This is a genomic window from Flavobacterium sp. UBA6195 (assembly GCF_002422095.1).
In the GTDB taxonomy this organism is placed as follows: domain Bacteria; phylum Bacteroidota; class Bacteroidia; order Flavobacteriales; family Flavobacteriaceae; genus Flavobacterium.
In genome coordinates this window covers 13202-29593 of record NZ_DITB01000119.1, presented here as the reverse complement: position 1 = coordinate 29593, position 16392 = coordinate 13202, and the positions used below count along the sequence as shown (strand labels likewise).

19 protein-coding genes are annotated in these 16392 nt (G+C 32.9%); 2 read left to right on the top strand and 17 right to left on the bottom strand.

Translation table 11 applies throughout. The features are described from left to right. From B4I81_RS10560 to B4I81_RS10530, 7 genes are all read right to left on the bottom strand, one after another. The coding region (locus tag B4I81_RS10560; protein ID WP_414655100.1) for a lipopolysaccharide biosynthesis protein at positions 1-607 on the bottom strand (607 nt) is incomplete at its 3' end. 30 nt (positions 608-637) lie between these two features. Beyond that, a complete protein-coding gene (locus B4I81_RS10555) occupies positions 638-1090 on the bottom strand; it encodes a hypothetical protein (RefSeq protein WP_291110455.1) in 453 nt (150 codons plus the stop codon). A gap of 5 nt (positions 1091-1095) precedes the next feature. Then, on the bottom strand, positions 1096-1521 hold the full coding sequence (locus B4I81_RS10550; RefSeq protein ID WP_291110452.1) for a GNAT family N-acetyltransferase: 426 nt from the start codon (positions 1519-1521) through the stop codon (positions 1096-1098). Position 1522: 1 nt separating this feature from the next. Then, positions 1523-3862: a S9 family peptidase gene (locus B4I81_RS10545; RefSeq protein ID WP_291110450.1), complete on the bottom strand. Its 2340-nt coding sequence runs from the start codon at positions 3860-3862 to the stop codon at positions 1523-1525. A 194-nt stretch (positions 3863-4056) separates the two neighbouring features. Then, a complete protein-coding gene (locus B4I81_RS10540) occupies positions 4057-4740 on the bottom strand; it encodes a T9SS type A sorting domain-containing protein (protein WP_291110448.1) in 684 nt (227 codons plus the stop codon). Next, entirely contained in the window at positions 4697-5449 is a 753-nt protein-coding gene (locus tag B4I81_RS10535; protein ID WP_291110446.1) for an RCC1 domain-containing protein, read from the bottom strand. The genes B4I81_RS10540 and B4I81_RS10535 overlap by 44 nt, the downstream gene beginning before the upstream one ends. Positions 5450-5502: 53 nt before the next feature. Continuing rightward, positions 5503-6021 (bottom strand): T9SS type A sorting domain-containing protein, encoded by a 519-nt coding sequence (locus B4I81_RS10530; RefSeq protein WP_291110444.1) that lies wholly within the window; start codon positions 6019-6021, stop codon positions 5503-5505. Between the two features lie 376 nt (positions 6022-6397). Here B4I81_RS10530 and B4I81_RS10525 point away from each other — a divergent pair, with 376 nt between their 5' ends. Beyond that, entirely contained in the window at positions 6398-6940 is a 543-nt protein-coding gene (locus B4I81_RS10525) for a helix-turn-helix domain-containing protein (RefSeq protein ID WP_291110442.1), read from the top strand. Between the two features lie 139 nt (positions 6941-7079). Then, entirely contained in the window at positions 7080-7487 is a 408-nt protein-coding gene (locus tag B4I81_RS10520) for a hypothetical protein (RefSeq protein ID WP_291110440.1), read from the top strand. Between the two features lie 91 nt (positions 7488-7578). On the opposite strand, the gene atpG is transcribed toward B4I81_RS10520, so the two are convergent. The 10 genes from atpG to B4I81_RS10470 form a co-directional block, all read right to left on the bottom strand. Next, entirely contained in the window at positions 7579-8436 is an 858-nt protein-coding gene (gene atpG, locus B4I81_RS10515; RefSeq protein ID WP_291110438.1) for an ATP synthase F1 subunit gamma, read from the bottom strand. 72 nt (positions 8437-8508) lie between these two features. Further along, positions 8509-10086: a F0F1 ATP synthase subunit alpha gene (atpA, locus tag B4I81_RS10510; protein WP_291110436.1), complete on the bottom strand. Its 1578-nt coding sequence runs from the start codon at positions 10084-10086 to the stop codon at positions 8509-8511. A gap of 23 nt (positions 10087-10109) precedes the next feature. Next, positions 10110-10643, bottom strand: coding sequence for an ATP synthase F1 subunit delta (gene atpH / locus B4I81_RS10505; protein WP_291110434.1), 534 nt, complete (start codon positions 10641-10643; stop codon positions 10110-10112). A gap of 4 nt (positions 10644-10647) precedes the next feature. Then, positions 10648-11148, bottom strand: a complete 501-nt coding sequence (locus B4I81_RS10500) for a F0F1 ATP synthase subunit B (RefSeq protein WP_291110432.1) — start codon at positions 11146-11148, stop codon at positions 10648-10650. Between the two features lie 89 nt (positions 11149-11237). Further along, positions 11238-11432: an ATP synthase F0 subunit C gene (locus B4I81_RS10495; protein ID WP_014165720.1), complete on the bottom strand. Its 195-nt coding sequence runs from the start codon at positions 11430-11432 to the stop codon at positions 11238-11240. Positions 11433-11470: 38 nt separating this feature from the next. Then, positions 11471-12628 carry a F0F1 ATP synthase subunit A gene (gene atpB, locus B4I81_RS10490; RefSeq protein WP_291110456.1) on the bottom strand — a complete coding sequence of 386 codons (1158 nt, stop codon included), beginning with the start codon at positions 12626-12628 and terminating at the stop codon, positions 11471-11473. 109 nt (positions 12629-12737) lie between these two features. Next, positions 12738-13109 carry a hypothetical protein gene (locus tag B4I81_RS10485; protein ID WP_291110408.1) on the bottom strand — a complete coding sequence of 124 codons (372 nt, stop codon included), beginning with the start codon at positions 13107-13109 and terminating at the stop codon, positions 12738-12740. A gap of 3 nt (positions 13110-13112) precedes the next feature. Next, positions 13113-13334 carry an AtpZ/AtpI family protein gene (locus tag B4I81_RS10480; RefSeq protein WP_291110406.1) on the bottom strand — a complete coding sequence of 74 codons (222 nt, stop codon included), beginning with the start codon at positions 13332-13334 and terminating at the stop codon, positions 13113-13115. 34 nt (positions 13335-13368) lie between these two features. Continuing rightward, entirely contained in the window at positions 13369-13722 is a 354-nt protein-coding gene (locus B4I81_RS10475) for a bactofilin family protein (protein WP_291110404.1), read from the bottom strand. A 21-nt stretch (positions 13723-13743) separates the two neighbouring features. Further along, positions 13744-16368, bottom strand: coding sequence for a tetratricopeptide repeat protein (locus B4I81_RS10470; protein WP_291110402.1), 2625 nt, complete (start codon positions 16366-16368; stop codon positions 13744-13746). Positions 16369-16392: the final 24 nt, after the last annotated feature.

The window sequence follows — 16392 nt, the reverse complement described above, 5'->3', positions numbered from 1 at the left end:
CTAAGCTTGCTATTAAATTCGCAACAAAAATATAGCCAATTTGAAAATCATCGTGATAAATCGTTTGAATAAAAGGATTAGAAGATTCGTTTGCTAAATCGGGAAGCAGAATCAAAAAGAAAACGTTTAATAGCAAGTTAATTAAGACATTTGAAATCTTAATTACCGCATATTTTATAGGGCGACCTTCAGCTCTAATTTTGGAAAACGGAATTATCGCTAACGCATCTAAAGCTAAAATCCAAATGGTGAAAACGATATATTCCACATTTATTTCAGACCAATTAGCCAAGTTTTTTCGAAATAAAAGAAATATCGCTAAAAATCCTATTGTAGACCAAAAAAGCGAAATAATAGATGTAGATATTACTTTTCCTTTATTTTCTTCCGAATTGTAAAAACGGAAAAAAGCTGTTTCCATTCCATAAGATAAAATCACATTAAAAAAAACCAGATAGGAAAAAATAACGGAAACCTCACCCATTTTTTCTTTATCTGTAAGATAATAAACAAAAATGGGATTTAGAATAAAACTAATAATTCTAGGCAAAACTGTTGCTATGCCGTAGATTGCCGTTTGTTTAAAAAGACTTTTATAGAGGCTCAAATTTTATTTATTTATAGATAACAAATATAATTAAAACTTTGGTCTAGCAGAAGGATATTCTAATGTTGGTTGCTCTCTTACGTTACTAATTTTTTGTTGGTATTCTTTCCCGTTTTTAAAGAAAACTAAAACTGCTTCATTATCTTTAAGTTGGGTAGCATTTTTTGGACTAGAAGATGTGCTTTTATTATCTCCCTCAAATCTTTCCTGATTAACTCCTGTAATTATTGCAGCGTTATAAGACAACGTATCTTGTTGTGTAAATTGTACTTCAAAACCTTTAAAAATAACTCGCTTTAATACTACTCCTTTTGGCAATTCAGATTTTAATTTTAATTCGAAATTAATTCCGCTTCCTCCTCCACGAACACCAGCAGTCCAACTTTGATAAGTTGCAACGATTGCTGATTCTTTAATGATTTTGTCTTGACTAGAGCAACTAGTAACTAAAATCAAGAATAGTATTGCAATATAATTTCTCATAATTGTTATTTTAAATATTTCACAAAATGAAATCCTTTTGGAACAAATCCGTGATTCATGTAAAATTTTTGGGCTCCAAAGTTAGTTGTATAAGCATCTAAAGCAATCATATTACAATCTTCATCAATAGCTTTTTGATTGAGATATTCCGTCATGATGCTGCCAATTCCTTTGGAACGAAAATCTTCATGTACCACAACATTATCCATTTCTAGATATTTTCCACTCCACAATTTAGTTCCAATCCAAAATCCTGCCAAACCCATCGTGATTCCGTTTTCGACTACGATGAGTTGTTTGTAATTGTGCGGAATCATTTTATCTAATAAATTCCCATAGATTTCTAAAGTATAATCAGAATATAATTGTTGGATGATAGGCAATTGCTCTAACATTTCGGCTTTCGTTCCTAATTCGATTAACTGTGGCATTTTATTTTTGTAATAGATTTTCGTTGAATAAATTTAAAATTCTTCGGTATTCGTCTACCCAAGAATACGTTTCCGTAAAACCATGCGCTTCCACTGGAAATACAGCTAAATCCCAATCTTTCTTACCTAATTCGATGAAACGTTGCGTTAATCTAACAATATCTTGAAATTGTACGTTGTCATCGACCATTCCGTGTAACATTAGTAATTTGTCTTGTAAGTTATTCGCAAAATAAATTGGAGAACTTTTCTTATATGCTTCAGGATCTGTTTCTGGAAAGTTCAAAATGTTTGAGGTGTAGCCATGATTATAATGCGCCCAATCGGTAACCGAACGTAAAGCGGCTCCTGCTTTGAATTCGCCTGGTTCTGTTAGCAATGCCATTAACGTGATGAATCCTCCATACGAACCGCCATAAATTCCAACTCGGTTAGCGTCAATTCCTAAATTTTGAACCAAATATTTCTTTCCATCCAATTGATCTGATAAATCTTTTCCGCCCATGTGACGATAAATTCCCGTTCTGAAATCGCGACCGTAACCATCGCTGGCTCTGTAATCGATGTCTAAAACGGTGTAGCCTAAATCGGTTAACATGTTGTGAAACATGTATTCTCTGTGGTAGGTGCTCCAATAATTGTGAGCGTTTTGCAAATATCCAGCGCCATGAACAAAAATAACTGCGGCTTTGTTACTGTTTTCTACTTTTGGTTGGTACAAACGAGCGTAAACATTGGTTCCGTCTTCGGCTTTAAACGTGATAACTTCTGGTGTTTTCCAATTGTATTTTTTGAATTCTGGTGTAATGGAGAACGTGATTTGTTTCAAATCTGAATTCGGTTTATTAGCTCCCACATACAATTCCCATGGTTTGTTTTTATACGAATAACGTACTAAAAGTGTTTTTTCATCAGGAGATACTTCTACTTCGTAGTTGCCATCATTGGTTAAAATTCCAGTCATTTTTTTAGAAGCGATATCCAATTTATAAAAACTTCTGTTGCCTGGATGTGTTGTTGTCGTGGTGATGTAAAATGATTTTTTATCATTGGATAATTTTACTTCACGAACTTCCCAATTTCCTTTTGTTAGCGCTTCTTTTTTCTTGGTTTTGAAATTATACGTGTACAAGTGCGAAAAACCAGTAGCTTCCGATTGAAAATAAAAAGTCGAATTATCAATAAACCCTAAAGTTCCGCTACTGAAACTGTAGCCTGGAATTCCTGGTCCGCCAATCCAAGCGTCGTCTTGTTGGTGGTCTAATTCGGTGATTTTTCCTGAAACCAAATCTAATTGTACCATCCAACGGTGTTTGTTGTCTTGACTTCTGATTTCCAAAACGGCATTTTTCCCGTCTGGACTATATACCGGACTTTGCATTACTACTGGAATATCGTATTCTGATTGTCCTTTTAGATTTTCGTAATCTTGATAGTATTTTGGTGCTTCTTTAATTCCTGTTAAATTGGAAAACGAAACATAATACGTAGTATCTTTTTCTATATTGAAAATCCCGAATTTATGTTTACTGAAACCTTCTACCGAAACTTTTGCTCGTGCTTTTTCTTGACGTGTAAAACCATCAGCTGTAATGAAATTTTCAACATTTGTTGAGGGCTGATTTGGATAATCTGAAAGACGGAAGGTTACAAATTTTCCATCTGGTGAAGGTTTTACTTGTTCTAAAGATGATTTATCGAAATAGATTTCTTTTGGGAATTTTTCTTTTTTGTTTTTAGATTTTTCCTCGTACCATTTGGAAGATGCTTCTTCATCGCGAACAAATTGAAACAATGCTGCTTGTTGGTTTTTCAAAAATGAATCTTCTTTTGAAACTTTATTTTCTTTTCCCGATTTAAAATTGGTCAATTGAACAATCGAAAAATCTCTGGTATTGAATTGATATACATTGCGATTTTGCTGAAAAAAGATAATATCAGGATTACTGCTTCTATCCACCGAATTAATGCGTTCGGCTAATTGAATGACTTTTTTTGCCTTTTTAGTGGCTTTGGTATACGAATATAAAACGCCTTGATTCGTATAATACACCACATCATAGTCTTTTTGAGTTGCCATGAAATCCAAATCGTAAATAGGATTTGAAGTCGTTACTTTTTGCGGTGTTTTTAAAGAAGCGTTCCAGAAATAGGTACTATTTCCGATTTCGTTATTCGGATTCCAATCAAATAAAACGGTTTGCCCATCGATTGACCAACGTTGATTATCAGGTTGGTGGCCGATGAATTCATTTCCTTTCATGATGTCTTCTAAACGAAGATTTTGTGCCGAAGCCAAAAAGGTAAAAAGTACTAAAACAAATGACGTATATTTTTTCATTGGTGAGTTGTTATTCTCACAAATATAAAACAAAAAAGTCCCGAATAAATCGGGACTTTTTAAATATCTAAATTAAAATATTAAAAAAATTACTATCAACGTTTCTTTTGTCACACTGAGCTTGTCGAAGTGTCTCCTAACCCTAGGCACCCCACTAAACGCAGTTTAGTCCACAACCTGAAACTTGAAACCCGCTACTCCACCACTAACTTACTACTAGAAACCATCGTAGCACCTTGTTTCACCAAAACCAAATATACCCCAGCTGGATAAGCACTAACATTCAACTCATTAGTTCCTGAAAAAGAATTTAAAGCTACATTTTGAATTAACCTACCAGTTAAATCAAAAACTTCAACAGTTACATTAGCTACAGCTAAATCATATTGTAAGTTTACAACATCCTTTGCTGGATTAGGATACATTGTAAAAACATTTTCTTGTTGAAATTCATCAGTACTTAAGGTAGCACAAAGCCCTGTCATTAGGGTAGGAACATAAACTGGATTGCCAACAGTACCATTACCATATTGCCCCCCTTGATTATCTCCCCATGCCCAAACCGTACCATCTGATTTTGTTGCAATAGTAAACTGGTCATTTCCAGCGCCACCTGAAACCACATCAACCCAGTCAGTATCAGTACCCACTTGAACAGGAGTAAATTGATTAGTAGTGTTGCCTATTCCAAGCTGTCCTACATCATTAAGTCCCCAAGCCCAAAGGGTACCATCAGGTTTAATTCCAAAGGAGACTTTCCATCCAGCAAATACTTTAGACCAAGTACTTGTACCGACTTGAGTTGGTGTGTCTCTATAGTAAGATGAAGGGAAATTATCTCCAGTTTGTCCATATTCCCCCCCCCCCCAAGACCACAAGGTNNGCTAAAATATGGGCAGCGCCAACATGAATACTAGCCCAATCGGTATCTGCATTCAATTGAGTGGGAATACTTCGTGCCATAACAGTACTGTTACCTAATAAACCTGCAAGATTCAATCCCCACCCCCAAATAGTGCCATCATTTTTTAAAGCAAAAACAGAAGCACCCCTACTAGTTTCAATATCCACCCAATGATTCGCTGTACCAATTTGAATGGGAGTAAGTTGATTGGTACAACACGTATTATTTCCCATTTCATATTGATCGTTTTGTCCCCAACCCCAGATAGTCCCATCCGTTTTTAAACCAATAGTCATATCACTCGATGCGGATATCTTTTGCCAATTAGTGGCGGTACCGATTTGTTGTAAAGTAGGATTTATTGTAGTTGTAGAACCATTACCTAATAGTCCGTACCTACCATCTCCCATAGCCCATAAAGTACCATTATTTTTAATAATAAAAGTATTGTATGGGCCAGTACTTACTTTTAACCAATCAGTAGCTGTACCTATTTGAAAAAGAGTAGGATTAACTAAATTAGTATTACTCAATTGACCAATATCACTTGAACCCCAACCCCATAACGAGCCATCTGATTTGATAGAAACAACATGATAGTCGCCAATTTGAAAACCATTATAACATTGGCTAAAACCTGTAACCGTTACCCATAAAAAGAATAAAGTAATTTTTTTAAGCATAATTCGTTAGTTTTAAAACAGGTACGCTAAAAGCGTACCTGTTTAGGGTTATTCTATTTTATAATTAACTTGTGTTGCCATAAGATAGTATCCGCTTGTTTTACTACTAGCATATACAAACCTGCAGGATAAGAATCAACTGCTAAAGTGACTTCCTTATTAGTCAAAGATAGTGCTTTTTTAGCAATTCTTCTTCCTGTTAAATCATAAATTTCAAGCGTTGCACCTTCTAATTCCATAGTATAAGCAAGCGTTACTTGGGTAGCAGCTGGATTAGGATACATACTAAAACTATTAGTACTTACTAGCTTATCTTCACTTTCGTAATTCATTTTACTTGAAGAGTTACACCATGGGATATCTGCTTCAAACTCAGTAATACATAACTCATATCCTCCTTCACTAGGAACGGTACCCTGTAATGTCCAAGTTAAAACTCCTCCCGTAAAAGGACTTTGTGGAATTACCGTTACCTGAATTACATTTTGCCCTGGTTGTAATGTAAACGAAGAAGGCAATAGTAATACTTGATTCGTCTCTTCACTCAATGTCACTTGATAAGGAACTGTCATACCACTATAAATTACAAATGTATAAGTGAATGAACAATACTAATATCCAATTGTAGGATTTTCATCAACACCTAAATGTCAAATAATTAAATAGTTGTGTTTTCATATATAATTGATTTTTTCAAATTTAAAAAAACACCATTAGTACATTGTTGTAGTTTTTCTGCATATTTTCAATTTTTTAAAACCTATTTATTAAGTTTTTATATTTTTTTAACGTTATTTTAAAAAATCGAGTGCTTTTTTATTACATTTTAAATTTAAATCTGTGACTGTTACAACACAACAATTGTAGCAAAATATTAATTACAAAAAAAATGCTACAAAATATGTAGCAAAAAAATATTTTTTATTAATTTGCTACAAACTTTATAATATGGGAGACCAAAAAAGTATAAGTGCATTACTTGGATTTAAACAAGAAGAACTGGCATTAATATTACAAGTTAGCCGTAGTCAGCTTTCGCTATATGAATTAGGAAAAAGATCCCTACCACTACATGCTATGGAGAAACTAGCATTGCTTGTTTCGCAATTACAAAACCCTGCTGTAGAAAACAAACAAAATAAAAACACTACAGAAGTAGATAAAAAAGTAGTACAACAACTAATCCTTAAAAATGCGCATCAACAACTCATAATTGAGAAGAAAATAACAGCTTTGTTAAAAAAACAAAACGCAAATTTAGTTTCTCATAAAATTATTACAAATATTATGGAAAAGGGTAAGGAATGGAATAAAAAAGAGATCGCATCATTAAAATTAATAGCAACAAACAGAGAGAAAAAAATAAAAGAAAACACTTCGAAAACAGTATTTCAATTAGAAATAAAAAAGGAGGTTTTAAAATTTGAAGAAAAATTATTAAAAGAAAAATTAACGCTTATTCCTAACATCGTTTCTAAAAAAGAGGTATAAAAACGTAAGAAAAATAAGGTTATTGTGTTCTTAGTAAAAGTTTAACTTTTGTAGTTAAAATTTGCCTAATTTTTAAGTTTTACAATCGTTATGGCATTACAATTGTTCATGAGATAGTATAACTTTAAAACCATAAATTATGTATTCAGTAACAAACATTACAACAATTGCAGATTGCGATGTGTTGTTAAACATGGCAAACAAGGAAAAAGCAGATTTAACATTTAAAAAACTTTCCGAAGAACGTATGGTTACCAACTACAGTACTACATCGGTAGAAATTGATGCTGTTTTACAAGGAGTACTCGCAGAAATAAGTGCTGTAGATACCATTATAGCAGCATTACCAGAAGGACCTACAAAAGAAACAGAAGAAAAACGAAAGGTTCGTTTAGAGTATAAGAAATTCTTATTAGAAAACCGAAAGGAAAGTTATGGAGCTGTAGCTCTTTTAGAAAAAGAACTTGATTTAGAAAGGGTAAACAAACAATTAGACGAAGTTAATTTGTTTATTGACACCATAACAGCTCATAAAGCAACATTATAAATTAAAATTAAACCGTCACCAAAGTGGCGGTTTTTTTATAAAACAAAAAGTCCCGAATAAATCGGGACTTCTAATAATATCTAAACTAAAATTAGTTATTCAAAGCTTCTGCTCCACCAACGATTTCTAAGATTTCGTTAGTAATAGCTGCTTGACGCGCTTTGTTGTATGTTAATTTTAATTGGTCTCTTAATTCTGTAGCGTTATCGGTTGCTTTATGCATTGCTGTCATACGAGCTCCGTGTTCTGCTGCAAATGAATCTCTAATAGACTTGTATAATTGTGTTTTTAATGATTTTGGAATCAAAGTCAACACAATTTCTTCTTTAGAAGGTTCGAAGATATAATCAGAAGCTACTACTTCACCTCCAACAATAGGAGCTAATGGTAAAAACTGTTGTGTTCTTACAATCTGAGTCGCTGCATTTTTGAATTCGTTATACACGATTTCAATTTTATCATACTCACCTGCTACGAATTTATCCATTAACTGTTGCGCAATTGCAGCTGCATTGTCAAAAGTCAATTGGTCGTAAACACCGTTTTGAACGTCAACTACATTGTGTGTTTTACGTAAAACGTCGTTTCCTTTTTTACCGATAGCAAAAACATCCACTTGTTTCCCTTGGTAAGTATCTGCTACTACTTTTACTTGTTTGATAACGTTTGAATTAAACGCACCACACAAACCTCTGTTAGAAGTAATTGCAACGATAAGCACTTTTTTTACTTCTCTTTGAGCTGTAAAAGCACCACCTACTTCTCCTTCAAGAGTTGCACTTAAGTTTTGTAATAGTTCAGTAAGTTTTTCTGCATACGGACGCATAGCCGTAATGGCATCTTGCGCTTTTTTTAATTTAGCAGCAGAAACCATTTTCATCGCCGATGTAATTTGCATCGTAGATGAAACAGAAGTAATTCTATTACGTATTTCCTTTAAGTTTGCCATATTTTTGAGTATTAAGTTTAAGTATTAAGTATCAAGATGTCTTAATTCTTGATACTTATTACTTAATACTTTTTAATTATATTTTGCTGAAATTTCTTTAGCTACGTTTTCTAAAACGTCAGTAATTTTGTCATCAAATTTACCTGCTTTTAACGCGTCTAATGTATCTCTGTGTTTTGCATTTAAGAACTCTAAATAATCTTTTTCGAATTCTTTTACTTTGTTAACAGGAACATTTCTTAACAAGTTTTTAGAACCTGCATAGATAATTGCTACCTGATTTTCAACTGTAAATGGAGAGTTTAAACCTTGTTTTAAGATTTCAACGTTTCTCTTACCTTTTTCAATTACGTTTAAAGTTACAGCATCTAAGTCAGAACCAAATTTCGCGAAAGCTTCTAACTCACGGAATTGTGCTTGGTCTAATTTTAATGTACCTGCTACTTTTTTCATTGATTTGATTTGTGCATTACCTCCAACACGAGATACCGAAATACCTACGTTGATAGCAGGACGAACTCCAGAGTTGAATAAATCACCATCTAAGAAGATTTGTCCGTCTGTAATCGAAATTACGTTTGTTGGGATATAAGCAGAAACGTCACCCGCTTGTGTTTCGATAATTGGTAACGCTGTTAACGAACCACCACCTTTAACGATTCCTTTGATAGAATCTGGTAAATCGTTCATGTTTTTAGCGATTTCATCGTTAGCGATAACTTTACAAGCTCTTTCTAATAAACGAGAGTGTAAGTAGAAAACGTCTCCAGGATAAGCCTCACGTCCTGGTGGTCTTCTTAATAATAAAGATACCTCACGGTACGCTACTGCTTGTTTAGATAAATCATCATAAACAATTAAAGCTGGACGACCAGAATCTCTAAAATATTCTCCGATTGCAGCACCCGCCATAGGAGCGTAAACTTGCATTGGAGCAGGATCTGAAGCGTTAGCCGCTACGATGATAGTATATGCCATAGCTCCTTTTTCTTCTAAAGTTTTTGCTAAAGCAGCAACAGTTGAAGCTTTTTGACCTACAGCAACATAGATACAGAATACAGGTTGACCTGCATCATAAAATTCTTTTTGATTTAAGATAGTATCGATACAAACTGTTGATTTACCAGTTTGACGGTCACCAATAACCAACTCACGTTGTCCACGACCAACTGGAATCATCGCATCAACTGCTTTTACTCCTGTTTGTAATGGCTCAGTTACTGGTTGACGGAAAATAACTCCAGGAGCTTTTCTTTCTAATGGCATCTCATATAACTCACCACCGATTGGACCTTTACCGTCAATTGGGTTACCTAAAGTATCCACAACACGACCTACCATTTGCTCTCCTACTTTAAGAGAAGCAATACGTTGTGTTCTTTTTACTGTAGAACCTTCTTTGATTCCTGTTGATGGTCCTAAAAGTACCACCCCAACATTGTCTTCTTCTAAGTTCAATACGATAGCCTCTAATCCGTTTTCGAATTGTACTAACTCTCCGTATTGAGCGTTTGATAATCCGTAAACACGAGCGATACCGTCTCCAACTTGAAGTACTGTTCCAACTTCTTCTAACGATGCACCAGATTCAAAACCTGATAATTGTTGTTTTAATATTGCTGAAATTTCAGCAGGTTTAATTTCCGCCATTTTGATATATCTTTAATGGTATATTAATTACTAAACTCTCTTTTTAAATTTTGCAGTCTGCTTGCTACAGATGCATTGTATTGTTTGTCGCCCATTCTTAAAATAAAACCACCAATAATCGCTGGATCTACAATATTTTCAATGGTGATTTTTTTATTTGAAAACGATGCAATTTTTGCCAATACTTTAGATTCTAACTCAGACGTCATTGGAACAGCTGTTGTAACTTTAGCTACTTCAATTCCGTTAAGTTCATCGTATAAAGCATTGAACTGTAAAGCAACATCGTTTAATAATTCAAATCTTTTGTTTACTAAAAGCAACTGAAATAATCCTTTTGTCTCTTTTTGAGCAGAAGTAAAAATTTCGTTTAAAGAAGAAAATTTAATTTCCCCTTTAATAATTGGGCTTTGCAAAAAGTCTTTTAATTCTGCACTATCTTTAATTGCATTCACAATTGAAGTCATGTCTGCATTTACTGCATCAACAGAATTGTTTTCTTTAGCAATGTCCAAAATGGCTTTAGCGTATCGAATTGCTGCTCTAGTTCCTGCCATGATATTAGTTTAATTTAGCGTCACCTAACATTTTCTCAACTAATTTTGTTTGAGCTTCTTTGTTAGATAATTCTCCTTTTAATAATGTCTCAGCAATTTCTAATGACAAAGTTGAAACTTGATTTTTCAATTCTGCCATAGCTGCATTTTTCTCACTTTCGATTGAAGCTTTCGCTGATTCAATCATTTTTTCACCTTGTGCTTGCGCCTCAGATTTAGCATCAGCAATCATTTTTTCTTTGATTTCTCTTGCTTCTTTGATCATAGCATCTCTTTCCGCTCTTGCTTCAGCTAATAATTTTTCATTATCCGCTTTAAGGTTTTGCATGTCTTTCTTAGCGTTTTCTGCTGCTAACAAAGCATTAGAAATACCTTCTTCACGAGCAGCTAATGCTGCTAAGATAGGTTTCCAAGCAAATTTAGCTAATAATACAATTAATATTACTAAGATAATAGCTTGCCAAAAAAACAAACCGTAAGAAAAATCGTTGATTAACTTATCCATTTATATAGTCTTTATAAAATTCTTTTTTAAATACTCTGTTTAATTAAACAACACTTGTAGCCAACCGCTACAGGTGTTGTTTTTTTTAATTAAGCTCCTAAGATTAAAGCACCGAATGCTAAACCTTCTAATAACGCTCCAATGATAATCATTGCAGTTTGGATTTTTCCAGCAGCTTCTGGTTGACGAGCAATAGCATCCATTGCAGATCCACCAATTTTACCTAAACCTAAACCAGCTCCGATTACGATTAAACCAGCTCCTACTAAATTTGGAATTGTCATGATAATTGATTTATATAATTAAACAAAATTTATACTTATTAATGGTGATCGTCGTGATGATGATCTTGTACTGCCATACCTATAAACAAAGATGACAACATTGTAAAAATATACGCTTGTAAAAACGCTACTAATATTTCAATAACCGAAATGAACAAAGTTAAAGCTAATGAAACTGCTGTAGCCCCACCCACTGTTAATTGTTCTTTCATTAAAAATACGATTGCAATTAATCCCATTACTACAGTGTGACCCGCTGTAATGTTAGCAAAAAGACGAATCATTAATGAGAATGGTTTTGTGAACATACCTAACACCTCAATTGGCGCTAAGATAATTTTCATTGGAACTGGAACTCCCGGCATCCAGAAAATGTGTCCCCAATAATCTTTATTCGCACTGAATTGCGTAATAAAGAAAGTAAATAAAGCCGCACATAAAGTGAAAGCAATATTTCCTGTTACGTTAATTCCTAGCGGTGTTAATCCTAATAAGTTTAACAACCAAATTAAGAAGAATACCGTTAACAAATAAGGCATGAATTTTTTATACTTTTTCTCACCAATATTTGGTCTTGCAATTTCATCACGAACATATAATACAAGAGGCTCTAACACTCTGCTGAAACCTTTAGGTAAATTATTGTGTCCGTTTTTGTATGTTTTTGCTAATCCAACAAATAAGAAGAATAAGATTGCCGCAGTAAGAATTAACGAAACTACGTTTTTAGTCATCGAAAAATTCAAAGGCATTTTATTTGTTGGGTGGTGGTGATCATCCATAGTTAAATCACCAGCAGCATTTGTTTCATAAATTTTTCCGTGGAATAATTTGTAGAATTTACCATCTACTTCAGCAACTGTTTCACCATAGTGGAATTTAGATGCTGAAAAAACTTTTAAACCTCCATCTATTAAAATTACTGGAAGTGGGAACCCATAATGCTTACCTTCTGCCTCATCAGCAAAAAATGTAAAATAGTAATCGTCTTGAAGGTGGTGCTGAATATGAGCATTAACAACTTCTTTTGGCGATTTTGCTTCTTCTGCATGCTCTCCATGTGCTTCAACTTCTGTTGTTGCAGGCGCTGTGGCTACTTGTAAAGAATCAGTAGTTTCACTTGCAGAAAAAACCATTGAACTTGTTAAAAACAATATCGCTGTTAAAATGGAAATGGGTTTCCTTAAAATCATCATAACTATAATTCTTATGTTTCCTAAAAATTTTTGCAAAAGTACAATTTTAATTAATATTCCAAGTTTCTTGAATACATATTTTTTAAAGAATTATCGATTTTTCATTCCTTTATCCTTTTTTGTTTAATAATCTTATTACAAAATAGGCGTCTAGACATAAAAAAATTAGAAAAGCGATGAAAAAATTAATTTTTAATTCTTTTGCGATAACCGTTCCTTGAAACAAAAATTGGGTAGCAATCACATAACTTAAAATCACTTTTGCAGAGGTTAATCCTAAAAAGGCATATCCTAATTGTTCTTTTGCTTTTTTATCAATTTGAAGCAACGCTAATAAAATAAGTGCCGTTAAAACCGCCTGACTCACATAGGAAACCAAAAAGTTGGTCATGTAAAAATTTGCATCTACAAACTGAGCGATTCCAAAATGAATTCCAAAAAGTATTCCGACTACTATTACTGCCTTGGCATAAACTGACATATCTTATTTATTTTTATTTATTTGATTCACTTGACTTATTACTTGATAAATGGCCATGAAGACTCCAATTAATGTAAAAATCTTAAAATTGGTTTCCGCTACATTATTATTCGTTTCATCTAACCAAGTTCCTAAGTAGGAAAATCCAAAAATAACTAATCCCATTTGAAATGGGATAGTGATTAAAGCTAACCATTTATTCGGTTGTCTTTTTTTGGAATCCATGTTAATTTAGGATTTATTTTATTTACAACTAAATTTATGAACTTCGCATTTCGCAACTTGCTTCAAACCTAGCACCTGGTTCAACCGCTAATTTACCAACGATTACTTCTCCCGTAATATGTGCTTTTGATTTTACATTTAGCATTCCTTCGGCTTGTAACTTTCCTGAAAATATACCTTCGATATCGATACTTTTACAAACGATATCACCTATTACTTCACCTGTTGGACCAATTACAATTTTTCCTTCAGAAGTAAAATTTCCTTTTAATTTTCCGTCTAAGCGGAAATCTGCCAAAGTAGAAATATCTCCCGTAATGGTAGTTCCCTCTACAATTCTATTGGTCTTTCCTAATAAATGATCTTGATTCTTTACCTTTTCAAACATATTAATAGGGATTTGAGGTTCTTATTTATTTAACAAAATCCATTCGTTCAACTTCTTCTTGATTTGCACAATCTTATAATCCTCTGTTGAGATAATATAAACTTTATCTGTTACTTTATAATTTTTATGCAATTGCAATACAGCTAATGCTGAAATTGCTGCATCTTTATTATCAAAACCATGAATTACGACAATATTATCGGTTGCAGTATAAATATCTTCAGATGATTTTAAAGCGACAGCATTAGTGTCTTTAATATATCTAGCAATTTTATCGGTTAAATTTTTCACTTCTTTACCATATGGATAACTCTTAGGAAAAATAATCTTATAACCTGTTGGTTGTTGCAATCCAAAATTTAAAGCTTCAATTAAAGGTAATTCTGTTTGGACCATTTTTTCAGCTTGTTTTCCTTCTTGGGTATTTGGATAAGTTAAAGCTACGAAATTTAACGCCACTTTGTAATCTTCTACACCTTTTAATCGGCCTAGTATTTTTGCTTTAAGCATTTCAAACTTTGGAAGCGATTCTTCTCCAGCAAATTTAAAAATAGCTTCATCAACTTCTTCAAAAACTTCTCTTAATTGGTTGTTTTCAAATTTTTTGTATAACGTATTGAAAACAATTTCTGGATTATCATTATCGGTAATTTCAACTTCAGGATTGTTCAAAATTTGAGCATAACGACTATCTGGATATTGCGACAAGATTTGTTGTTTCATATCAGCTGCTTTTATAGGCGAAATTTGCTGATAAATTTTGTACAAATTGTACATTGCCGGAAGCACCAAACGCTCTTCGGGTGTGTTTTTTAAAAGTTGCTCCAAACGTGAAGCGGCTAACTCGTATTCTTTAAATTTTTCTTTATAAATTAAACCTAACTGATAATAAGCAAAATTTCGGTCCTTTGCCAAACTGTCAATTAATTTTCGATCTGTAGGGATTTTGTTTAAATAAAATTCGACCGTATATTCAGGTTTCAAATCAGAAGAAATTGAATCAGACACTTTGTTTTTATCAACATCCTTTTGATCATCATCATTAGTATTGTTATTATTCACCTTGTCAGAAGACCATCTCCAATTATCTTTAAGCATTCTGTTCCCCCATCTTTTTTGGAAATCTTTTTTCCCAAATTCGACAGCCACTGGATTATAAAAATAAAAACTTGAATTATCATCCATCATTCCAGGCGGCATCATTGAGTCCCCATTTGGATTTACTATTTTAATTTCTTTCCCCTTAGTATTAGGGTTTATTAATCCGGAATTTGAATTATTATTAGCTAAAATATTTGCTTCTTTTTTGGCTTTTTCAGCTTCTTTTTTGGCTTTTAGTTCGTCTTCATTTTTTAATTTAGAAATATAATCTTTATAAAATGCAACACGATCAACTTCATTCATTGAAACTACATTTAAAATACTATCATTTTGCTGTGCAATCAATTCGTATTTAATAACATCTTCTAGATTATCTTTTTTCTTCTTTATTTTTCTATACTCTCTTGTTCGTTCCTTTAAATTTACAAGTGTACTGTCATAATATTTACCCGCTACTTTGTATTTAGCTTCTTTGAAAAATATTTCGCCTAAATTTCTGTAATTAGAAGCAATTAAATACCTGTCATTAGAATTTGCTTTAATCGATTTATTGTAATATTTTTTTGACTGTAAATTGTTATTACTTTTATCATAAAACAATCCCATTTGGTGATTTAAAACATCTAAAAAGGGTCTGTTTTCTCTATCTTCAAGAAGGGTGTTAAAGGTTTTTAAAAACACCAAAGTATCTCCTTTGCTGTAATTAAAATATTGAGCCTGCTTAGCGTGTGATTGAATTACGTATCTTCTTGGCGCTTTTCTATTCATTTGAATAACTTCTTCAAATTCAGCATAAGCACTATCCTTAAAATTCATTTCTTCATATAATTGTCCTAAAATAAAAGTGTATCTCGCTTTTTCTTCATTATTTTTTGTAGCTTCTTTAGCCACTTTTAAAGCTGAAATTGCAGTGTCATTTACTTTTAAATTAATATATGCCTGAGCAAGCATGGCATTAGCGTCAGCTAAATCTTGACCTTGAATTTTTTTATCTTTTAGAAGTAATTTTAGATTTTTTATCGCTAAATCTTCATTATCCAAACGAATATTTACCTTTTCTCTCCACACTTTTGCATGATAAATTCTATCACTCAATGGATACTTGTAGAGAATATAATTTAATGCTTCTAAAGCTGGAATAAAGCGATTTTCATAATAACGAGCTTTAGCTAACAAAAGATAAGCTTCATCCATTTGAGGATTTTTTTCTGTTCCAGCAATATTCATCGAATGCTTTTGAATTGCTTTCACCGCCTTTTCCTCAGCTCGTTCAAAGTTTTTGCTTTTTGTCTGTCCAGGTAATACAACCTCTTCAATGTCTGAAGTTCTTTCAACAGGTAATACTTCCCAAAAGTTGTCTTTATAAGTTACTTTTAACTCTTGAAGTCCTTTCTCTAATGCTAAATTACCATTATACAAAACATTATATTCGGTAGTAACCGCATGAAAATTACGATTAATAAACTTGTCTTTTTTGACAGAACATGCTATCAAAATCAGGAAGAAACAAACTGTAAAAGAATATTTAATTAAATTGCTTTTCAATGTAAAAGGTATTTGTACTCTAAA